We start from the raw sequence: 20,994 nt of genomic DNA on the forward strand, positions 1-20,994 counted from the left end.
CAATATCCCACAGTATCTGGCGCAAGTATGTGCGTTAGCTAACAAGCGAAACAATTGTAAAAGTTCCATAAACACAATAAAAAAGCCGCCCTAAAGGCGGCTTTAAATAACAGCAATATTAAAATCTATTTTTTCAATAAGACTACAGCACCACCGGAAGGCGCTAAAGTCAGCGTTAAACTATCTGCATTGGATTGTGTAGTTTCGGTTTTATTTAGCGAAGAAATGGTTTTTCCATCTTGCCAAATTTGCGCTTTGTATTTTCCTTTATCCAAAAAGTTAAGCGGGATATTTAAGGCGCGCCCTTCTTCATTTGTCATTGCGCCTATGTACCAATCCTTACCTTTGCGACGCGCACTCACAATGTACTGGCCAATATCGCCTTGCAAAATACGAGTTTCATCCCACGTGGTCGGAACATCTTTAATAAATTCCAAACCATCTGCCCAATCACTTTTTGGTTTTGGCCAGGCACCTTCGGTTTTTGAATAATTAATTGGAGAATCTGCCAGCATTTGCAATGGGCTGTCATAGACGACATACATCGCCAACGCTTGGCCTCGTGTAGTTTTTACGTAGGGCAATGTGTTGCGGCGCAACTTGGGGAATTCCTCTGGTGTTGCGTGGAGGAAGCCGCCTGGCGTGTAATCAATTGGACCAAGAATCATACGCGTAAATGGCAAGGTCACATTGTGGGTTGCCGTTACACGACTACTCCACTTGTTGTATTCCGCACCCAATACACCTTCTTGCGTTAAATAGTGAGGATAAGTTCTCACCAAACCATTCGGTGGATAAGCGCCGTGCAAATCAACCATGATGTGGTGCTTTGCAGTCATTGTCAGGAGTTTATGAAAGTAATCGACCATCTCTTGGTCTGAGCGATCCATAAAATCGACTTTGATTCCTTTGATGCCCCATTTTTCATAAGCTTCCAGTGCTTCAGCCATTTGCCAATCCAATTGCTTCCACTGCAACCAAACCCACACACCAACGTTTTTACTTTTTGCATAACTGAGAATTGCTGGCATATCCATCGCAGGTACAGGCGTAAGCAAATCAGAACCGGGCTTACTCGTGATGGTTGAACCCTTGTGCCAACCTTCATCAATCAATATGTATTGCAAACCGAGGGTGGCTGCAAAATCGATATAGGCTTTGTAGGTATCTGTATTCATGCCGGGTTTGCTGGCGGTTGCGCCTTTCCCGAAAACAACTTGATTGTCGTTCCACCAATCCCAGGCTGTTTTGCCGGGCTTGATCCAACTGGTGTCTTTAATTTGTGTTGGTTCACCCAAGGCGGCGATCAAAGAAGATTCCGCCAACTTACCTGGATTATCACCCAACATAACCACACGCCACGGAGTGTTGAATCCTTTGGCAGACATTTTCGCTCTCACCGAAGCATAGTTTGAGCCGTCGGGAAGATTATCAACGCTATACGTCAGGCGTGTTTCCACACCATTTGCGCCGCCGCCCGTACCTGTAAACCATGAACCTGGGTAATCGCGCACATCAGACTCGGCCAAAGCAAAAGTCGTTTGGCCAACACCGGTTTTACACACGAGCGGGTTATCGTAAAGATTATGCTGGCGAATCATGGATGACTTAACCGGATCAAACTCACCTTCATGACTGTGTACAAACTTGCCCTGATTGAAGCCGAAACAGTTGTAATCATTTGCGAAAATAAATTGCGTTAATTCATTTTGGATGGTGAATTGATCAAGCCCAGATTGATTAGGTAATTGGTAGCGTATCGCCACACCCTCGTCGTAGGCACGCACGATTAAGTTTAAATTGAGTTTACGTTCATCTTTTGCTGCAAATTTCAGCGTGTAAGTGTTGTAGTGATCGGCTACGGTTTTGGTTCTACCGAGCAAATTAAAACTCTCATTTACGCTGGAGTTTTCTTTGCTCAGGAACTGCATTTCATTATTTCCCAAGGGCTTATTATTAATAATCAAACCCAGGGAAGACTCGCTAATAATCTGTTTACCATCAAGGCTCAGGGTATAGCTCAACCCACCGCCATTGTTAGTTATATCGACCTGCACCCGCGAATTAGGGGACTTCAGGGCATAGGTATCTGCCTGAGAGGCAGCCGCCAACATCATGATACTGGCCGACAGTAGTTGGAATTTCTTCATTATTTTTTCCTTGGTTGTATGTGTTTGGAGCAGAGTTGACATTAATTCAGAGGTATCCGACACCTCATCGCTAAATCCTATTTTTTACCAATCATCAAACAATTACGATAAATATTACATATTTAAACACATGGACTCTCAAAAAAGCCAAAAAAAATCCCCGCAGGCGCAAACCGGCGGGGATTCATTTCAAGTCTTAAAGCAATTATTTAGGGCAAGCTACACCTTTACCCGCACCTTTCACCACACGAACCTTGGCAAAAGTTACATCCAAAGTGCCCTTGGTAATCAGGGAGAATGGTTGCAATACTTGCGTCCAGAACTCGCTTGGTGGTTGTGCCACACCAAAGTTCGCGCCTGAGTTGGGGTAGCAGCTCAGCGGAACAGTCAGCGTTTGCCAGCCTTTGCCGGTAGCACCTTTAAAGTTCTCGGTCAGGTCAATATCAGAGGCACAGTAAGAACCACAACCCAAACGCAGGAAGGTTGTTGCGCTTGGCGCTGCGTCAACTTTGATATCAAATACCAGTGCAGAATCTGTCTTCACATAATTGATAAAGTCTTGACGGTTACCTACCGACAAAGCTACCTGACCATTACCAGCACCGTTCCATTGCACACGACGCGCATCTTCTTGCACTTCGCGGTCAACGGCTTGAATGGTTAATGATGATGCTTTAACAGTGTTGCTGTTCATTGGCACAACATCATTTTGGAAACCAATAATTTCTAACTGCCAGGGATCAATTGGACGACGGTTGAAAATTTCCATCTCAGCTAAAGCTTCGGCTGCTTTTGGTCCTTCTTCAGAGAGATCATCACCCAAAGTATTTTTATCGGCGTAACTCATGCCGTAACCGTAAGCGAAAAGTGGATCGTAATTTTTATCGCCGCGATTCAACGGAGTTTGGTCGGGCAGTTTTGGCCAGGAGAAACTCAAACGACCTTTCATATCGTAATTAATTGAGCCATCTGCTTTCTTAAAGATTACATCCGCAATACCTGCACCTTCAGTACCTGGCTGCCAAATAGAAACAAAAGCATCAGACGCATTAATTTCACGGTTCACCCAAAGTGGGCGGCCAGTGATAAACAAAGACACCACCGGAATACCCTGGCTACGCAATTTTTTCAGCAGATCCCAATCAGCAGTTGAGCGAGGTTTATAAGCCATGCTACCAACATCGCCTTGCATTTCTGCGTAAGGGTCTTCACCGAACACAACAATCGCAACATCAGGTTTATCTTTGAACGAACCATCAACACTTAAGGTTGCCTTGCCACCAGCAGCAGTTACTGCTTGATTAATACCGGCAAAAATAGAGGTTGCACCGGGGAAATCAGAATTAACATTACCTGTGCCCTGCCATGTTACAGACCAGCCACCCGCTTGTTTACCAATATTGTCTGCACCATCGCCCGCAACCAATACTTTTTGTTTTGGTGCGAGTGGTAAAAGATTATTTTTGTTTTTCAACAACACCAAAGATTCACGCACAGCCTGACGCGCAACTGCACGATGCTCTGGCGCACCCAAAACTTCTTTTTTGCCCGCTAAAGAACGGGTAGAAGGCGCACCCTTTTCAAATAATCCTGCGCGAATTTTTACACGTAAAATACGACGCACTGCATCATCCAAACGCTCTGCAGTTACTTCGCCAGATTTCGCTTGTGCTAACAAATTGTTATAGAGATCTTTCCAGTTAGGTTCTGGCACCATGTAAATATCCAGACCCGCCATTAACGAAGCCGAACAATTTACTGCTGTACAACCTGGAATAAAACTGTGACCACTCCAGTCGCCAACCACTAAACCATCGAAACCCATTTGGCCTTTAAGCACATCGGTCAACAAATGTTTGTGACCGTGCATGCGCGTACCATCCCAGCTAGTGAATGATGCCATGACCACTTGTACACCGGATTCAATTGCACTGAAATAACCTGCGCCGTGAATATCACGCACGAAAGCTTCGTCACCTTGGGTCGGCCCGCGGTCAACACCATTTAGGGTGCCGCCATCGCCAATAAAATGTTTTGACGTTGCGATCACATGATCGTTATTTAAAAAATCTTTTGCACCGCCCTCGCCTTGCAAGCCTTCAACCATTTTGCCTGCAAACGAACGTACGATTTGCGGATCTTCTGACCAGGATTCGTAAGTACGTCCCCAACGATCATCACGCGCTACGGCAACTGTTGGAGAGAAATCCCAATCCAAACCTGTCACAGCAATTTCGCGAGCTGTCGCCCAACCAATTTGCTTTAACAATTCTGGATTGTTAGTCGCACCCAAACCAATATTGTGTGGAAACAAAGTGGCACCCACTACGTTACCCAAACCGTGTACCGCATCTGTACCCCACATAATTGGGATGCCGATACGACCGTTAGATTTATCAACTGAGGCGTTATAAAAACTATCCGCCAGTTTTATCCAATCTTGCATAGTGGCGTATTTATTACTGCCTGGGGTACTACCACCACCATTAAGCACAGAACCAACGTGATATTGCTTAATGTCTTCTGGAGTGAGGAATTTAATTTCTGGCTGAATTAACTGGCCAATTTTTTCTTCCAGCGTCATGCGGCTCATTAGCTCGGTAATGCGCGCTTCAACAGCCGGGTCTTTTTTAACTGCACTGGTAATTGCAGGCCATTCAACTTTGGCCGGTACACTTGCAGGAGGAGTTGCAGCGGTTGCGGGCGCTTCGGTTTTTTTGGAATCACATGCGGATATTAACGACAATAACACCGCTCCAGAAACCAGCGAACGCATAATTGATTTATTGTTCATAAGGGGAGCCTTTTTGGAAACATCAATGGAGATTTGTAAAACAAAATTAGCCTATAAAATGTAGCATTTATGGCGCAAAACGCGAATTAACTTTACGTTTTTATACGTTAAAATCGAGTAAAAAAAGGCTGGCAGCCAACATGCTGCCAAAAATGTGAAAAAAGTCAGTTTTCTGGCTGTTTTTAAGGGATTTTTAACGATTTATTGTGAGCTTAAATGCTTCAATAAACGTGCTTTTAAGGCAGGGGGTAAATTCTTGATAATTAAGCTATCACTCGCAGCATCATAATGAATGTTATTACCAAGACAATCTGCATCAAAACTCATGCTGAGTGAGTCATTTCGACCACTAATTCTTGCATAACTTCGCACTTGACTGGTATCGGGAATAAATTCTGCCTTGATGTGATCTTGTGTTGATGCAACATAGCGAGAAAAATGATCTGGCTCGTAGGTTTTCAATTCCTCAGATAAGGAATTTGAAAGATCCTTAATCACCACACTCTTGCCTGCCTTGTTTTGTTCAAGGCAATAATCCACCACTTTATTGCGGGTCAACTTCGCAGTGCCTTCATCCAGCGATTCGGTAAAGTTGTCCACTATTTTTAAAAATTCGACCGTATCACTCTTCACATCATGCTTATCGCTAAAGCCAATAAAGTCTGTAAACGCATCTGATAAGTCTTTTTCACCACGCTCCCGCAAAATCGCCACATAGGTTACCGATTCACCCGCATTCCAATCTTGCATATTGATTTTTGCAGCTAATCCGAATTGGGAAGAATTCAAAAAGCGACTGTCTCCAATTGCAAGCTCGCCATCAAGATAAATTGCATTGGTATGCTCAACCACAAATACATAGAGCAATTCACCCGCTTCAATTTTTTCGATTAGAAAAAATACGCAAGCATCCAGGATAGTTTCCGTTTTTTCTAACGCATTAGCAAAATGTTGCATTGCTTTATGGGTAAAGCTCTCAAAACTTAAACGCTCTTCGCGACATTCCTTTAGCCAGGATGAAAAGGGAAACTCCACTGTCTCAGCAGAAAAACGTCCATAAAACTTTCCGCCCTTACGAATAAAATTAACTTTCAATTCGTAACCCAATTCATCCAGCTTGCCATTGGAATCAAACACATTGGTACGCAACTGCAATTGTGCAGATTGGGTGGGTTGTAATCGTTGGATACGGTGCGCAATGATGCTGGTAAAAGCCATAAGAAAAGTTCTGAATGTTGTAATATGAGTGAATATTTAGGATTCGAAGTTTAACACAGGTATTATTATGAATATTAAACGCTTAAACACTACTCCCCGTTGGTCTGACGCCACTATTTTCAACGGCATAGCCCATTTTGTAGAAGTAGCGGCTGATACTGGGCAAGATATAACCAGCCAAACAAACCAAATTTTTACGCAAGCCGAGGCAACACTCGCCGCTATTGGCAGTAACAAGTCCCGCTTACTTTCCGCAACTATCTATTTAACCGATGCTAGAAATGCGGCGGCATTTAATACTTTATGGGAAGCATGGTTGCCAACAGGAAGTGCTCCTTCACGTGCTTGCATTTTAGTAAATTTACTGGATCCAACTATGTTAGTTGAAATTGCATTTGTGGCAGCAGTTGATTAACACGATTCGAAAAGCCGGGTATTAATAATATGGCAAATGTCACCTGTGATTAGCATCAACTTGAAAAGCCCTGTAACACCCCTACTAAGAGTTGATTAACCTGGCAGCTGTAATGCCGCGAACTTAAGAGACTCTTATCATGCTAAAAAACATTCCTTTTTCACTGCTCGAATTAGCATCTGTTCGTGAAGGAAGCAGCATTAGCGAAACCTTGGCAAATTCACTTTGCTATGCGCAAGCTGCTGAAAAATTAGGATTTAAGCGTTTTTGGTTAGCTGAACATCACAACATGGAAGGTATCGCCAGCTCTGCAACGGCCGTATTAATTGGGCATATCGCTGGCGGAACAAAAACCATTCGCGTGGGTTCGGGCGGAATTATGCTGCCGAACCATCCACCATTAGTTATCGCAGAACAATTCGGAACACTCGCCTGTTTGTACCCAGATCGAATTGATTTAGGTTTAGGTCGCGCTCCGGGCACTGATCCAATTACCAGCCGCGCCTTGCGTCGCGACAATTTAGCCGCTGATCAATTTCCAACAGAAGTTAGTTTGCTACAACAATTATTAGCACCACTTGCGCAGGGCCAAAGTTTAAAAGCAATTCCCGGTGCAGGAACTCAAGTGCCAATTTGGTTATTGGGCTCCAGTTTATTTAGCGCACAACTCGCCGCTAAACGTGGTTTACCTTATGCATTTGCGGGACATTTTGCGCCGCGATTAATGCGTGAAGCTGTACGAATTTATCAAACACAATTTCAACCCTCAGAAAATTTAGATAAACCTTACGTAATGTTAGGCATGCCAATTATTGTTGCCGAAACCGAAGACGAAGCAAAATATTTATCCACCACTAGTCACCAACGAATTTTGGCGTTGTTGCGTGGGCATCCACTTTGGTTAAAACCACCAGTGGATTCTATGGAAGGCTTATGGAATTTTGAAGAAGAATTGCACGTAAAAGATTTTTTAGGTTTGGCAGCGGTGGGAACGCCAGAACAGATTAAAACCAAATTGGAAAAACTTGTTAGCGAATTAAATATCAATGAATTTATGTTTACTAACGATTTGTATGACCCTGAAAAACGTATTGAAGCGCTGGAATTATTAGCATCACTAAAATACAGCCATTAACTTACACTTTAAAAAAAGCCCCGGTGAAGGGGCAAATAATCACAACGAGCGAAATACTGAGTTACCTATAAAAAATTTATAGGTAACCTAGATTTTTTGTTACATGGTAAATTGTGCCCATGCAGTATCTACCGCACCCACATTTTGACCAATGGTGTAAAAGTATCTAACTGTTGCACCAACAGGAATTCCCGTCGCAGTAAAATTGTTAGTATTATCAGCATTGTGAGTCATACGAACATTTTGTTGTGCGCCACCATTTACGGTGTAATGCACATCAACCCAAGGTGAATTGTTTGCATAAAATTTCACGCTGGTGGTTGTCACTTTCGTATAACCATAAGCTGCAGCCGCTGAACTTGAAGAGCTACTTGCTACTGAACTTTTGCTAGAACTTGACGTGCTTGCAACACTGTTTGCCACAGAACTTTTGCTCGAGCTTGATGAACTAACTGTTACTGGCATAGTGAATTGTACCCACGCAGTATCTACCGCACCCACTGCTTGACCAACCGTGTAGCTATAACGCACTACAGCTCCAACAGGAATTCCCGTTAACGCATAGGTATTTGAATTATTTGCGTTGTGCGTCATACGAACATTTTGTTGCGCACCACCATTAATTGTGAAATGAATATCTGCCCAGGATGCATTGTTCACGTAAAAATTCACGCTAGTTGATGAAACAATGGTGTGGCCATTAGTTGCAGCAACTGATGATGAAGATGAACTTGCAACACTAGAGCTACTCTTCGAAGAAGTGGTTGCAACTGAAGAAGCAACACTGCTGCTTGAGCTTGATTTCACACTGGATTTAGAGGAAGAGCTCACAACAGAAGATGAAGAAGATGCAACAGTCTGGCAAGCAGCGCTATTGCCGCATTCCCACACAACATCATCAATCGCCATTTCAAAGTTAGCAGTAGGTTGTGGATCTATGCTTGCAATATTAAATAGCGAAGACATGGATTGCAGTGCGCTAATTCCACGAATTGCAGAAATTGGAATAGTGGCCTGCGCCCAATCACCGGTACGAACCAAACCATAAGTGGTCGTGTTAGCAGGAAAATTTACGTAGTTCTCATTGGTATAGGTATCTGAAATTCCAACTTTGAAACCCACGTTTGCAGGTATTTTAATTCTGAATTTAAGATTGCCGTTCACAAAATTACTCATATCGTAAGCTTGTCTTGATGCAATACCACCGCCAAACCATTGTGGTGCAGCGTATTTCCAAGCGATCACATTGCTGCCTTCATATGCTGGTATTGTGCCCGCAGAGGTGGACGTGGTGTTCCAAATCCAAATATCAGATGTCACACCAGCTTCTTGCTTATTGGTTACAGAATTGCTGTCAGTAAATACACCAAATGTTCCCGTTTCTGGTTTCACTTGGCTGCCAAGCTTCACTTCACCTTTACCATCCAATTGATAAACACGGATGTAGTCGATGTACATAGTACCCGGCAGCGGCGCAGTTACCTGGCTTGGGTTCGCTGCATCTGTAAATGCTCCACCCACTGCCAGGTTAAATAAAAAGTAGAACGGAGCCTGAAATTCTGAGGACTCTGCTGTAATTGGAATTGGATTGGTGTACATATCGTGTTCAACGTTGTTATCAATAACGGTGAAGCGAATTTGCGAATCCGTCCAATACATACGGTATTTAACAAAACGATTTGTTAATGGCGTGCTGGCAACATAAGCATTTTTGGTTTGCCAAGCGGTGCTCGCCGCGCAAGATGCATTACCCGAACTGCAGGCCGCAGCAGCATAAAAAATTGCGTTAGAAGCGGTATAGCTGTTGATATCCGAGCCAGCCAAACCTGCATTCGCCATACCGGCTGCGCTGTGGCCCATCTCCATAATGTCCAACTCACCTTTTGACGGCCAGGTAGCAAGGCTGGTACCTAACATCCAACCCGCTGGCCATAAGCCAGTACCGACTTGCGGTGTGCTCATACGGAATTCGATCATGCCGTATTTCACTTGCAGTTTATTAGCTGAATCAATTTTGCCGGAGGTAAATGAATGTGTGCCTTTGGTTTCGCGACGCGCTTGAATCGCCAGGGCTTTAGTTGCAGGCTCGAAAGGAACACTAACGATGCTCAAGTTGTTGGGGCTGTAATATTCCAATTCCTGGTTGCCCCAGCCACAGAGGCCAATTTCGCAACCATCACCATCAACGAGATTCCAAACACTGGTATCCAGCGTATTAAAATTTTCTTCGTACAGAAGATTGCCGATTGTAGGATTGAGTACATCAGCTATAGCTTGGGCGCCTGAGAGCGCGATGATCGCCGCAGTTAACGCGAGCCTTGCTTTTGAAATGAATTTATTTTTATCGAGCATGTGCATGAAAATTTACCCTCAACTTTAACGTTATTATTACTTGGGATAGTTGAAAGCCAGAACCTTACTCCATTAGTGCTATGACTCATTTTTGCCTTTCACATAGCCATAGAATCTATAAATAGAACCCATACATAGCTATTGCGCGATCATAGTTCCACGGCAGCTTTCAGGTGTCGTCCCATGTTGACTAATCGCCGCAAAGTGAACCGTCCCGCCTGAAAAGCCGCAAAGTGGGATACGCAAATGCATTACTGGGAAAGGATTTTGATCTGATTTAACTCAAATACAGATCATTAAATTTGCAGAAGGATAAAAGATGGATTTACGTGGGGAAAACAAACGGCCTATGATCAGATGATTAGGTTAGTTGCCGAACAGTAAAATGATTTAAGCGCACTTACTCTACGGAATACTTTGTCTAATTCGCACTCAATTACATGAAGCAAGACAACCAGCAGGGAAAAGATGACCGAGGCCAGTTTTCATATAGAACCCCATGATCAACACTGCAACCTTATAGTGAGTGGGGATTGGCGTTTGGGTAAAGCTCCCGATGGCACAGCCGTGACAGCGAGCATTCCTGCAAATACAACAGATATAGATCTTGTTACTACCCAACTCGGCCATTGGGATTCGAGCCTTGCCATAAGCCTGCTGCAAGTTATGCGGTGGAGCAAAGACAAAAAGATTAACTTCAACATCGAATCAGCGCCCCAGGGCTTACAACAGCTCCTAAGGTTGGCGATTGATGTCCCGGCTTATGAAAACGCCAGTGAAAACAAGCCCCGCTCTCTCCATGAAATTGTCTACAACGGTCTTACAGCCATAGGGCAAGAAGTTCGCATGACATTGACCTTTGTGGGCGAAACCAGCCTGGCATTAATGAATTGGGTACGTGGCGGAGCAAAAACCCGTCGCAGCGATATTTTTTATTTTATCCAGCAAGCGGGCCCCAAAGCCTTAGCCATTGTGACACTCATCAGCGTGCTCGTCGGAATGATCCTCGCCTACCTGGGCTCCGTGCAATTGCGTCAGTTGGGCGCGCAGGTGTATGTAGCCAATTTAGTGTCGCTTGGCATGGTGCGTGAGATGGGCGCACTCATGACCGCCGTCATTATGGCAGGCCGCACGGGAGCGGCTTACGCAGCACAATTGGGAACCATGCAGGTAAACGATGAAATCGACGCGTTAAAGGTTATGGGAATTCCCAGCGTAGAGTTTTTAGTATTGCCCCGCATGCTCGCACTTATTTTTGTTATGCCCTTACTGTGTATTTACGCCGACATTATTGGAATGGCCGGCGGCGCGCTCACCGCCGTCAATATGGATGTGAGCTTCACCCAATATGTTTTACAAACCCAGGACGCCGTAGATTGGGTGGATATCTCAACCGGCATAGTGAAAAGCATATTTTTCGGTGTGCTAATTGCAATCGCCGGTTGCCAGGCGGGTTTACAGTGTGGCCGCAACTCCAATGCTGTGGGCATGGCGGCAACCAATGCAGTAGTGCGAGCAATTGTTTATTTAGTCGTGGCCGATGCCGCTTTTAATATTCTTTATGACAAATTGGGGATTTAATCATGGATACCCAACGCCCAGCTCGCACCGAAGACAAGAATGAAAATGCTGAATTTATCAAAGCCAGGGATGTAAGCATTGGTTACGGTGAACGCGTCGTACAACAAAATTTAAACTTCACCGTCAATAAAAACGATATTTTTTTCATCATAGGCGGCAGTGGGTGCGGTAAAACGACTTTACTGAAAAGTATGATTGGTTTGCTGCCTCCCCCCAAGGGTGAAGTACTTTATCGCGGAAAAAATTATTACCAGTCTGACGAGAAAACGCAGCTCGAATTATTAAAAAGTTGGGGCATAACTTTTCAATCGGGTGCTTTGTTTTCCAGCATGAGCTTGGCAGAAAACGTTGCCCTGCCTTTACAGCTTTATACAGATCTTAGCGAAAAACAAATCGCTGAAACCGTTTCTTACAAACTGGCACTGGTGGGCTTAGCAGGGTTTGAAGAATTTTATCCATCTGAAATCAGCGGCGGAATGCACAAGCGCGCAGGATTGGCTCGCGCCATAGCATTAGACCCGCAATTATTATTTTTTGATGAACCTTCCGCAGGGCTTGATCCGATTAGTTCGTTGCGCCTTGATCAATTAATTTTGCAGGTGTGCCAAGCGCTCGACTCAACCGTCATTATTGTTTCCCATGAGCTGCCAAGCATTTTATCCATCGGCACTAATTGTATTTTTCTGGATGCACAAGCTAAAACCATGCTCGACAGTGGCGACCCAAAAGTTTTATTACACAGCAGTAAAGAAGACAAGGTTCGTCAATTTTTAAGCCGCGCAGAAAGTAACAACCAGGCAGAACAAACATTATGAGCAACTCAAAAAACACTTCGTTTGCAATAGGCGCTTTTATTGTTGGTGCCCTCGTCTTAATTTTTGTTGCCCTACTATTCTTTTCCGGCGGAAAATACTTTTCTGAGAAAGAAAAAGTAATCATGTATTTCGAAGGCTCAGTACAGGGTTTACAAGTAGGCGCGCCCGTAAAACTCAAAGGCGTTGAGTTAGGGCAAATCACCGACATTCAAATTAACTTTCAAAACGACAACAAAACTATTGTCAATGCGGTTACTGCTGACTTGGTTATTAAGCGTATTAATAGCAAAGGTGCCCGTATTACCAGCGAGTTTTTTGATGAGGCGATCAAGAACGGCTTGCGCGCACAATTAAACTTCCAAAGCTTTTTAACAGGATTGCTGTATGTAGAGCTGGATTTTTACCCGGACACGCCTGTAAAACTCTACGGGCTTCAACATGATTATCGCGAGCTACCCACGGTTGCCACGCAATTTGAAGAACTTTCAAAAAGTTTTGCTGAAATGGATATCAAAGGCATAGCGCGGCATATTGATGAATTTGCAATAGAATTGAATAACATTGTCAAAAGCGGTGAAATACAAACCACGATTAAGAATATTAATAAAGCTGCAGTTTCAATTGAAAAAACTTCAAACAATGCCAATTTGCAGATAACACAGCTCAGCCAAAATGTAGAAAAAACCCGTGCGGAAATCGATAAGTTGTTAGCAGAGTTAAACAAACAAACACCAGAGATAGCAAAAGGCATTAACAAAAGTTTGCAAGAGCTAAGCTACAGCCTTGAGCAGGTAAACAAAACAGCAGCATCTATCGACGGTACCCTTTCCGAAAATTCTCCGTTGGTTAATCAACTGAATACCACGTTGAACGATATAAGTCGATCAGCCCAAGCATTTCGCAACCTGACTGAAACCCTGGAACAGCAACCCGAAGCCCTGATACGCGGCAAAACCAATCCCAACAAGGATAAATAGTTATGAGCAGATTTCTATTCATCAGCTGTCTATGTACCTTACTACTGGCGTGCCAACATTCGCCAAAAAAGAATTATTTTTATCTGTCACCCATTAGTGAAAAAACTGTAACGCAAACAAGCAGCAATGTGTCTTCACAATTGATTGGCATTGGCCCTGTTGATATTGCGGAATATTTAACGAGCTCGCAAATTATCGATAACCAGTCGGACAACACCCTGACCATGTCTGATAACGCTTATTGGGCCGAGCCATTGGATAAAAGCATAGCGCGGGTTGTTTCGCTCAATTTAACCCAGCTCAACAACGGGCGAAGCTTTGTTAATTTCCCCTGGCGCAGCGACAGCAAACCTCATTACAGCCTTCGTTTACATGTAGATACACTTTCTCGCACAGGCAAAAATGCCAATATCAATGCAACCTGGGAGCTAATTGATAACGACGCTAAAAAATCCATTTTACGCCGCAATTTTTTGCGCAGCATCCCTGCTGAATCAGGTGCAAAAGGTTTGGCTTATGCATACAGTCAACTGCTTGCAGAATTGTCAAAAGAAATGGATGAAGCACTAAACCAAAACCCTTAATTGAACACTTTTAAATGCCCATTCGCATCTACAATAATTAATTGTTCATTAACCCAGACAGGTGAAGCAACAAAAGCTCCCAACCGCTTCACTTGCTCCAAGGCAGAATGCAAGGCTTCCGGTTTGGCAAACAATTTCTGTGCGTTAAGTTGCTTGGTTGCAGGATCTATAATGGAAAACTCGTCGGCTTTGCTCTCCGCCGTTTGAAAATGCCATTGCTGTTTAGCGGAGTGCTTATCAATAATAAAAAACTCACCGGTCATGGTGCCAAACGCGAGATAAGTATTCGCAATTAATATGGGAGATGTATAAGTCCAATTGCGTGTAGAAAAACGATTGCGCTCTTTACCTGTAGTTTTATCGAGCGATAAAAATAAACCCGTATCAGATGTACCCAAATAAACATTTTCATCATCAACAGCTGCCGTACTCAAGACCCACGAGCCCTGAGCGTTATAAGACCAACGCAAGTTTCCATTATGCAAATCAAGCGCGTAAAAATGTCCATCGCGTGAACCTACATAAACGGAATTTTTATCAACGCTGGACGATGCCTGTACACCCAACATGATGCTTTGCTGATGGTCGCTTTTGCCCTGGTACCGCCATATTTCTTTACCCGAATTTGCATCCAGCGCGTAAATCGCTGAATCCCAACTCCCCACAATAATTTTATTATCGGCAAAGGCAGGAGATGAATGCACAACTCCGCCGGTTTTAAATCGCCATTGCAAGGCGCCTGTTTTGGCATCAAGTGCATACACATGTTCATCGCTACTGCCAAAATAAACTTTGCCATTCTCCACCAGGGGTGAAGACAAATAGAAATCCCAAGGATCAATTACCGGTACAGAATTTAGCGGCCAGCCATACATACCATGGGCAGAAAAATGGTGTTCACCCAAGGTTGCAAAACGCCACAGCAAACTGCCATCGCTCAAACTAATTGCGTAAAAGTTGCCATCACGACTTAAAAAATACACAACTCCATTGGCGACAGCAGGTGTCGAACTTATAGCGCCCTGCGCATGAAAAATCCATTGCGGCTTATGCGTTTTCATATCCACCGAATAAAGGTTGCCGTTTTCAGCAGCAACTAAAAGCTGCTGGCCCACTACAACCGGTGATGCCACAACTTGGCTGTAGAAATCGTATTGCCACGCGAGCTTAAGTTTTTGTACGGCTGGATTTTTGCTTTCGGCATTTCCGCTATGAGCGTTGTTGCCCATAAACATTGGCCAATCACTCGCAAGTGAACTACCACTGCTAAAAATTAAGCTGAACGACATTAGAAATAAAACTACGGGAATTTTTTTACGCATTGCCCTGCCCTCATAAAATGAAAGCTTGAGCCTAATAAGAGATTGTCGGAAAAACACCTTAATGATGCTTAAGGTTTATTATGGGTAGCGCTTAACCTGCAGAAACAACTAATAAGTCTCGACTTGCGCTATACGCTCCAGCAGTTTTTTAAAGCGCGGGGTGTTGCGAACAGGATCATAAGCAGAATCAACATCTGCCCAAAGCAAGGCAGGTTGCCGTTGTTCAAAAGCCGCTTCCAGAAAATCCAAAGCTGCATCGTAATCTTTAGCAATCAAGGCATAGCGCCCCCATGCTAAAGGTGGCGAATAATCACCAAGTTCTGCGCTCACTTTTTGCGCGACCAACCATCGGTTAACAGCCACCAAACCACCACTTCTAAATACTTTTTGCACGCGCTCCAAATCGATTGCAGAAAATCCGCCATCGCGCATTAACCACAGCCATTGTTCGAAGGTTTTACTTTCATCACCCATGCGTTCATAAATGCGCTTAGCAGAAATATGGTAATAGCGATCTTCTGGCTCAGTCGTCAATATACGGTTCAACTCGCGTTGCGCCAAATCATCCCTACCCTGCATTTGGTAAATCCAAACCACATTAGGTACGGAATAGTTGATAGGTTTTAAGCGTCGAGCTTCTTCAACTTTTGCGAGGGATTCATCAAAGCGCTTTTGCGCTAATAATAATTGTGCGTAATTCATCAAGGCCGAATCATCATTAGGATCCAGCTTTATAGCTTGCAAATAATGTTGCTCAGCATAGGTTTGGTCACGCTTACACCAAAATGCCATATTGGCCGCGGTCTTGTGTGCTGCCGATAAGTTGGGTTCCAGCGATAAAGCTTTTTGCGCGAGATCAATAATTTCTACGCAATTTTCTTTTAAGGTAACCCTCTCATTTAACAAGCGGGTTTTGGCATCCGCAATACCCAAATAAACCTGCGCAGATTCGCCGTGGGTTGTGAGCATAGTACGGAATTGTTTGATGGCTGCACGAAGACTTTCAGCATCAGATTGCTGCAGTAATTTATTGGCGATTTGATAATCTTTTTGCCATTCCTCAGATACAACAGGTTTTGACGTTGCAGAAACTGAAGATATTTTTTTAATCCCATATGCTACAAGCAGCAGGAACACCAAGGATGCAACAAAAGCGGAGAGGAAGAGATATTTCTTTGAGGGAATAACTTTATCAACAACCTGCACCGGCTCGTCGGCGACGGGTTGGGCTTTACCAATAAATTGGTAGCCTTTGCCTTGAATAGTTTTAATGAAAATGGGAGCGCGCGAACTATCGCCCAGCGCTTTGCGCAAATAGCTGACGGCAACAGCAACACTATCCTCATTGACAACCTTGCCTTGCCAAATAGTCTTTAGCAAAACATCCTTGTGCAAAATTTCACCGGCGTGCTCAATAAAGTACACCAGAAGTAAAACCAGCCTGTCTTCCAGCTCGATTACTTTATCGTCGCGCGCGAGTGTATTGGCGTGGGTGTTCAGAACAAAGTGGTCGCCAATTTGGTAGCAAACAATTGCTGCCTGCGCTGGAGAAACCGATTCAGACATAGAGCGCGGCGATGCTTAAGCTTCGCGAATTTCATAGGCGTGGGTAATCTCCACACCACCGGCTTCCAGCATAATGGACGCTGAGCAATATTTAGTCGCAGACAATTCAACTGCACGCTTAACTTGCGCCTCTTTAAGCTCTTTTCCTGTCACAATAAAATGCATATGGATTTTAGTGAACGGTGATGGCACACCTTCAGCACGTTCTGCCTGCAACTCGCAACGGCAATCGGTAACCGCTTGGCGCGCTTTGGTGAGAATACTCATCACATCAAAGGAGGAACAACCGCCCAAGCCCATTAGCAGCATCTCCATAGGGCGCACACCGGTATTGCGCCCACCGTGGTCTGGTGGACCATCCATAAGCACTGCGTGGCCACTGCCGGATTCTGCCAAAAACTGCGCACCATCAACCCACTTTACTACTGCTTGCATAAAAACCTCATCACAATAATTAATGGCGCAAGGTTACCACAGGCAGGCGTAAAAAATGAAAATGTCACTAAAATCAACACCATTCACTAAATTGCAATTTTCTTGTAGACAAGAAACAACGGTAGGCTTATAACGACGTCACAAAGATTTGGCTCGAAACTGGTAGATTTGGACTTCTCAGGCCATAATAAGAAAATTTATTGCCCTAAGCTTATGAATAAGTGGGCTTACTACACAGGAGCAACAACTTGGTCGCAGTATCCCTCACACCACACATTAAGAACGTGGACGAATTTCTAGTTCATTGTCATCGCCGCCGTTATCCGGCTAAAAGCACCATTATTTATGCTGGCGATAAAAGCGACTCCCTGTATTACATCGTTAAAGGCTCAGTGACAGTTCTGATCGAAGACGATGACGGCCATGAAATGATTGTTGCCTATCTCAACGATGGCGATTTCTTCGGCGAGATGGGATTGTTTGATGATAAGGATTCTCGCAGTGCTTGGGTGAGAGCTAAAACCGAATGCGAAGTGGCCGAAATCAGCTACGCCAAATTCCAGGAAATTTCTGAAGCGCACCCAGAGTTCTTGTTTGCATTGGGTATCCAGATGGCTCGTCGTTTACGCGCCACAACTCGTAAAGTTGGTGACCTCGCCTTCCTTGACGTAACTGGCCGTGTTGCACGCACTCTGCTGGAACTCTGCAAAGAGCCCGATGCAATGACTCATCCCGACGGCATGCAAATCAAAATTACTCGTCAGGAAATTGGCCGCATTGTGGGCTGCTCACGCGAAATGGTTGGCCGTGTACTCAAAACGCTCGAAGACCAAGGCTTGGTACTTGTGAAAGGTAAAACCATGGTGGTTTACGGAACACGATAACTATTGTTTTCCAGACACCCATAAAAAACCGCCATCAGGCGGTTTTTTATGTCTTTAGTTTGGCTTATTTAAAAAATTCTTTAAGCGCAGTACCTGGATCTTCGGCACGCATAAAAGCTTCACCAACGAGGAATGCATTTACATTTTTTGCACGCATGGCTTGCACATCTGCCGGCGCTAAAATACCGCTTTCAGTTACTACAATTCGCTCGCTACCAATTTTATCGAGCAGTTTATATGTCGTATCCAAGGTCACATCAAAGGTATGCAGGTTGCGGTTATTGATGCCGATTAATTTATTCGGCAATTCAAGTGCTATATCCAATTCATTTTCATCGTGAACTTCTACCAGCACATCTAAACCTATGTCCAACGCGAGCGAATTCAGCTCTTTTAACTTCGCTGTTTCAAGGGCGGATACAATAAGCAACACACAATCTGCACCCAGGGCACGAGCTTCGTAAATATGGTACTCATCCACCAGAAAATCTTTGCGGATGACAGGAATGCTTACCGCAGCGCGCGCTTGTTGCAAGTAAGCATCTGCGCCTTGGAAAAAATCTATATCCGTCAGCACAGACAAACAGGCCGCACCACCAAGTTCGTAAGAGCGCGCTAAATCCGCTGGCACAAAATTCTCACGAATGACACCTTTGCTGGGCGATGCTTTTTTAATTTCAGCGATTACGCCCGATTGGCCTTGCGCGATTTTTTGCTCAATAGCTTTTACAAAGCCACGTGCAGGTGCTTGCTCCGCTGCACGCGCTTTTAAATCAGCCAAGGATGTGTATGCTTTACGCGCCGCAATTTCTTCCCATTTGCGCGCGATAATTTTGCGCAATACGGTTGGTGTTTCAGACATAGTTTTTCTCAACAAATAACGTGCTTACAAATATTGGGTAAAGGCGGCCAACTCGCGGATTTTTTCACCCGCTAAACTACTGCCAATTGCATCGCGCGCCATCTCAACGCCATCTGCAAAAGTATCTACCACTCCACTCACGTAAATCGCCGCGCCGGCATTCAGTGTAATAATGTCGGCCGCTTTTTCAGCGTATTGTCCACGGCGATTACCGAGCGCATCTTTAATCAATAAGAGTGAATCTTCTGCACTGGCCACACTTAAACCAATTAAACTTTTGCTTTGAATGCCGAAGTCTTCCGGTTTGATTGTGTACTCGCGGATCGCACCATTTTTTAATTCAGCAATTTGCGTTTCGGTCGCTAAGCTAATTTCATCCAAACCGTCTTTAGCGTGTACAACCATAACGTGCTCACTTCCTAAACGACCCAATACTTCTGCCATAGGTTTGCAGAGCGCGCCATTGAAAACACCAATTACCTGGCGCTTAACATTCGCGGGATTCGTCATAGGGCCAAGCATATTAAAAATGGTACGCATACCCAATTCTTTGCGCGGGCCAATCGCATGCTTCATTGCACTGTGATGCGCCGGTGCGAACATAAAACCTACACCAATTTCTTTTACGCAACGCGCTACTTGTTCGGAGGTGATATCCAATTTAATACCCGCCGCTTCCAGCACATCTGCACTGCCCGTCACGCTGGAGACGGAGCGATTACCATGCTTGGCAACACGTGCTCCTGCAGCAGCCACCACAAAAGCGCTTGCCGTAGAAACGTTAAACAAATTCGCGCCATCGCCACCAGTGCCGCAAGTGTCTACCAAATAATCTACATGAATATCAACAGGTGTGGCGAGTTCGCGCATAACCATAGCCGCGCCGGTGATTTCATCCAGAGTTTCACCCTTCATACGCAAGGCAACCAGAAATCCACCAATTTGTGCTGGCGTTGCACCACCCGTCATAATGATACGCATGACTGAAATCATTTCTTCAGTGCTTAAATCTACGCGCGCCACCAAGGTATTTAATGCTTGTTTGATATCCATTGCCTATTGCCTCTTATTGTTGATGTCACTAATGGCTAGAACCGCCAGCGCACCATTCTTTGTATTGAGCTTATGAGTTATCACAAAAACCAAACCTGTTTAATAGTTCAATTACACGTTAACCGAATAATTGAGTTTTATTTCGTCACCATGCATTCCACGGAAGCCCCAATTACAAGCCGGGCTTTCATAAATGCAAATTTCAACATCCATATAATCAATTCCAACTTCTGCTTTGATTTTATCGAACAACAAGCGAATTAACTTTTTTCTTGCTTCAACCGAGCGCCCTTCAATCATTGTAATTTCAATGATGATATAGGAACTACTTCTGCCTGCAGGCATAAAGAAATCATCTTTTTCCAAGCCGATAAAACGGTGCGCACGTTTATCGGCTGGAAATTGCAAAGCATCCATCACGCACGAATGGATCACATCAGACAGTTGCTTTTTAATTGGATCTATAGATTCTTTTAAGCCATAAATTTTAATTTGCGACATTGCTATTTCCTTAAGTCGAGCACGCAAGGTGCCATTAAGAACCCGGTTGTAAACCTTCATAACCCTCGACAATAGTAATATCAACACGGCCCGCGTTTTCGCGTAAAGCTTTAACCGCTTGATATTCCGGGCTATGCCAGCAATCAACCGCAACTTGATAACTGGGAAATTCAACAATGGTATTACGTGGGCGCTCCCTGCCTTCTACCGCTTCAAATTGTCCGCCGCGAGCCAGATAGCGCGCACCGTATTTTGCAAAAACATCCATAACGGCTGTTATGTAAGCTTTGAAGGCTTCAGCATTCTCCACTTCAACATGCACCATCCAATAACCTTTTGTCATACATGCG

The 20,994-nt window shown here is 44.3% G+C and carries 18 protein-coding genes; 7 read left to right on the forward strand and 11 right to left on the reverse strand.

Translation table 11 applies throughout. The features are described 5' to 3' along the window. Positions 1 to 125: 125 nt before the first annotated feature. The 3 genes from IE104_RS09715 to IE104_RS09725 all read right to left on the reverse strand — a co-directional run bounded on the left by IE104_RS09715 (position 126) and on the right by IE104_RS09725 (position 6,162). The gene (locus tag IE104_RS09715; RefSeq protein ID WP_189417848.1) at positions 126 to 2,150 is read right to left on the reverse strand and encodes a glycoside hydrolase family 97 protein; all 2,025 of its coding nucleotides are present in this window, start codon (positions 2,148 to 2,150) and stop codon (positions 126 to 128) included. A 205-nt stretch (positions 2,151 to 2,355) separates the two neighbouring features. Next, positions 2,356 to 4,944, reverse strand: coding sequence for a glycoside hydrolase family 3 protein (locus IE104_RS09720; RefSeq protein ID WP_189417850.1), 2,589 nt, complete (start codon positions 4,942 to 4,944; stop codon positions 2,356 to 2,358). Between the two features lie 201 nt (positions 4,945 to 5,145). Continuing rightward, positions 5,146 to 6,162, reverse strand: coding sequence for a nucleoid-associated protein (locus tag IE104_RS09725; protein ID WP_189417852.1), 1,017 nt, complete (start codon positions 6,160 to 6,162; stop codon positions 5,146 to 5,148). Positions 6,163 to 6,229: 67 nt separating this feature from the next. Here IE104_RS09725 and IE104_RS09730 point away from each other — a divergent pair, with 67 nt between their 5' ends. Next, positions 6,230 to 6,577: a RidA family protein gene (locus IE104_RS09730; RefSeq protein WP_189417853.1), complete on the forward strand. Its 348-nt coding sequence runs from the start codon at positions 6,230 to 6,232 to the stop codon at positions 6,575 to 6,577. 139 nt (positions 6,578 to 6,716) lie between these two features. Continuing rightward, positions 6,717 to 7,712, forward strand: coding sequence for an LLM class flavin-dependent oxidoreductase (locus IE104_RS09735; protein WP_189417855.1), 996 nt, complete (start codon positions 6,717 to 6,719; stop codon positions 7,710 to 7,712). Positions 7,713 to 7,811: 99 nt separating this feature from the next. Here the strand turns inward: IE104_RS09735 and IE104_RS09740 are convergent, their stop codons facing one another. Further along, on the reverse strand, positions 7,812 to 10,070 hold the full coding sequence (locus IE104_RS09740) for a glycoside hydrolase family 16 protein (protein ID WP_189417856.1): 2,259 nt from the start codon (positions 10,068 to 10,070) through the stop codon (positions 7,812 to 7,814). 462 nt (positions 10,071 to 10,532) lie between these two features. Here IE104_RS09740 and IE104_RS09745 point away from each other — a divergent pair, with 462 nt between their 5' ends. The 4 genes from IE104_RS09745 to IE104_RS09760 are packed head-to-tail and all read left to right on the forward strand — an operon-like array spanning position 10,533 to position 14,021. Further along, complete coding sequence (locus IE104_RS09745) at positions 10,533 to 11,645, forward strand: MlaE family ABC transporter permease (protein ID WP_189417858.1); 1,113 nt, start codon at positions 10,533 to 10,535, stop codon at positions 11,643 to 11,645. A gap of 2 nt (positions 11,646 to 11,647) precedes the next feature. Then, positions 11,648 to 12,460 carry an ABC transporter ATP-binding protein gene (locus IE104_RS09750; protein WP_189417859.1) on the forward strand — a complete coding sequence of 271 codons (813 nt, stop codon included), beginning with the start codon at positions 11,648 to 11,650 and terminating at the stop codon, positions 12,458 to 12,460. Further along, on the forward strand, positions 12,457 to 13,437 hold the full coding sequence (locus tag IE104_RS09755; protein ID WP_189417861.1) for an MlaD family protein: 981 nt from the start codon (positions 12,457 to 12,459) through the stop codon (positions 13,435 to 13,437). The genes IE104_RS09750 and IE104_RS09755 overlap by 4 nt, the downstream gene beginning before the upstream one ends. A gap of 2 nt (positions 13,438 to 13,439) precedes the next feature. Further along, entirely contained in the window at positions 13,440 to 14,021 is a 582-nt protein-coding gene (locus IE104_RS09760) for a PqiC family protein (protein WP_189417863.1), read from the forward strand. Here the strand turns inward: IE104_RS09760 and IE104_RS09765 are convergent. The 3 genes from IE104_RS09765 to IE104_RS09775 form a co-directional block, all read right to left on the reverse strand. Continuing rightward, positions 14,018 to 15,343, reverse strand: coding sequence for an outer membrane protein assembly factor BamB family protein (locus tag IE104_RS09765; RefSeq protein ID WP_189417864.1), 1,326 nt, complete (start codon positions 15,341 to 15,343; stop codon positions 14,018 to 14,020). The two genes, IE104_RS09760 and IE104_RS09765, sit on opposite strands and share 4 nt — an antisense overlap. Before the next feature lie 108 nt (positions 15,344 to 15,451). Continuing rightward, a complete protein-coding gene (locus IE104_RS09770; protein WP_189417865.1) occupies positions 15,452 to 16,909 on the reverse strand; it encodes a winged helix-turn-helix domain-containing protein in 1,458 nt (485 codons plus the stop codon). Positions 16,910 to 16,924: 15 nt separating this feature from the next. Continuing rightward, on the reverse strand, positions 16,925 to 17,344 hold the full coding sequence (locus IE104_RS09775; RefSeq protein WP_189417866.1) for an OsmC family protein: 420 nt from the start codon (positions 17,342 to 17,344) through the stop codon (positions 16,925 to 16,927). A 248-nt stretch (positions 17,345 to 17,592) separates the two neighbouring features. Between IE104_RS09775 and crp the strand changes: the two genes are divergently transcribed. Beyond that, a complete protein-coding gene (crp, locus tag IE104_RS09780; RefSeq protein WP_189417873.1) occupies positions 17,593 to 18,228 on the forward strand; it encodes a cAMP-activated global transcriptional regulator CRP in 636 nt (211 codons plus the stop codon). Positions 18,229 to 18,292: 64 nt separating this feature from the next. On the opposite strand, the gene trpC is transcribed toward crp, so the two are convergent. From trpC to IE104_RS09800, 4 genes are all read right to left on the reverse strand, one after another. Then, the gene (gene trpC / locus IE104_RS09785; RefSeq protein WP_189417875.1) at positions 18,293 to 19,090 is read right to left on the reverse strand and encodes an indole-3-glycerol phosphate synthase TrpC; all 798 of its coding nucleotides are present in this window, start codon (positions 19,088 to 19,090) and stop codon (positions 18,293 to 18,295) included. Between the two features lie 24 nt (positions 19,091 to 19,114). Beyond that, positions 19,115 to 20,143 carry an anthranilate phosphoribosyltransferase gene (gene trpD, locus IE104_RS09790; protein WP_189417877.1) on the reverse strand — a complete coding sequence of 343 codons (1,029 nt, stop codon included), beginning with the start codon at positions 20,141 to 20,143 and terminating at the stop codon, positions 19,115 to 19,117. 111 nt (positions 20,144 to 20,254) lie between these two features. After that, a complete protein-coding gene (locus IE104_RS09795; RefSeq protein ID WP_189417879.1) occupies positions 20,255 to 20,644 on the reverse strand; it encodes a tautomerase family protein in 390 nt (129 codons plus the stop codon). A gap of 34 nt (positions 20,645 to 20,678) precedes the next feature. Further along, positions 20,679 to 20,987, reverse strand: a complete 309-nt coding sequence (locus IE104_RS09800; RefSeq protein WP_189417881.1) for a DUF1330 domain-containing protein — start codon at positions 20,985 to 20,987, stop codon at positions 20,679 to 20,681. Positions 20,988 to 20,994: the final 7 nt, after the last annotated feature.

Origin of the sequence: Cellvibrio zantedeschiae (assembly GCF_014652535.1) — a bacterium.
GTDB classification, from domain to species: Bacteria; Pseudomonadota; Gammaproteobacteria; order Pseudomonadales; family Cellvibrionaceae; genus Cellvibrio; species Cellvibrio zantedeschiae.

Bases quoted from the DNA above. Each gene is read 5' to 3' on its own strand.
- IE104_RS09715 (WP_189417848.1), bottom strand. From the start codon at position 2,150: ATGAAGAAATTCCAACTACTGTCGGCCAGTATCATGATGTTGGCGGCT.
- IE104_RS09720 (WP_189417850.1), bottom strand. From the start codon at position 4,944: ATGAACAATAAATCAATTATGCGTTCGCTGGTTTCTGGAGCGGTGTTA.
- IE104_RS09725 (WP_189417852.1), bottom strand. From the start codon at position 6,162: ATGGCTTTTACCAGCATCATTGCGCACCGTATCCAACGATTACAACCC.
- IE104_RS09730 (WP_189417853.1), top strand. From the start codon at position 6,230: ATGAATATTAAACGCTTAAACACTACTCCCCGTTGGTCTGACGCCACT.
- IE104_RS09735 (WP_189417855.1), top strand. From the start codon at position 6,717: ATGCTAAAAAACATTCCTTTTTCACTGCTCGAATTAGCATCTGTTCGT.
- IE104_RS09740 (WP_189417856.1), bottom strand. From the start codon at position 10,070: ATGCACATGCTCGATAAAAATAAATTCATTTCAAAAGCAAGGCTCGCG.
- IE104_RS09745 (WP_189417858.1), top strand. From the start codon at position 10,533: ATGACCGAGGCCAGTTTTCATATAGAACCCCATGATCAACACTGCAAC.
- IE104_RS09750 (WP_189417859.1), top strand. From the start codon at position 11,648: ATGGATACCCAACGCCCAGCTCGCACCGAAGACAAGAATGAAAATGCT.
- IE104_RS09755 (WP_189417861.1), top strand. From the start codon at position 12,457: ATGAGCAACTCAAAAAACACTTCGTTTGCAATAGGCGCTTTTATTGTT.
- IE104_RS09760 (WP_189417863.1), top strand. From the start codon at position 13,440: ATGAGCAGATTTCTATTCATCAGCTGTCTATGTACCTTACTACTGGCG.
- IE104_RS09765 (WP_189417864.1), bottom strand. From the start codon at position 15,343: ATGCGTAAAAAAATTCCCGTAGTTTTATTTCTAATGTCGTTCAGCTTA.
- IE104_RS09770 (WP_189417865.1), bottom strand. From the start codon at position 16,909: ATGTCTGAATCGGTTTCTCCAGCGCAGGCAGCAATTGTTTGCTACCAA.
- IE104_RS09775 (WP_189417866.1), bottom strand. From the start codon at position 17,344: ATGCAAGCAGTAGTAAAGTGGGTTGATGGTGCGCAGTTTTTGGCAGAA.
- trpC (WP_189417875.1), bottom strand. From the start codon at position 19,090: ATGTCTGAAACACCAACCGTATTGCGCAAAATTATCGCGCGCAAATGG.
- trpD (WP_189417877.1), bottom strand. From the start codon at position 20,143: ATGGATATCAAACAAGCATTAAATACCTTGGTGGCGCGCGTAGATTTA.
- IE104_RS09795 (WP_189417879.1), bottom strand. From the start codon at position 20,644: ATGTCGCAAATTAAAATTTATGGCTTAAAAGAATCTATAGATCCAATT.
- IE104_RS09800 (WP_189417881.1), bottom strand. From the start codon at position 20,987: ATGACAAAAGGTTATTGGATGGTGCATGTTGAAGTGGAGAATGCTGAA.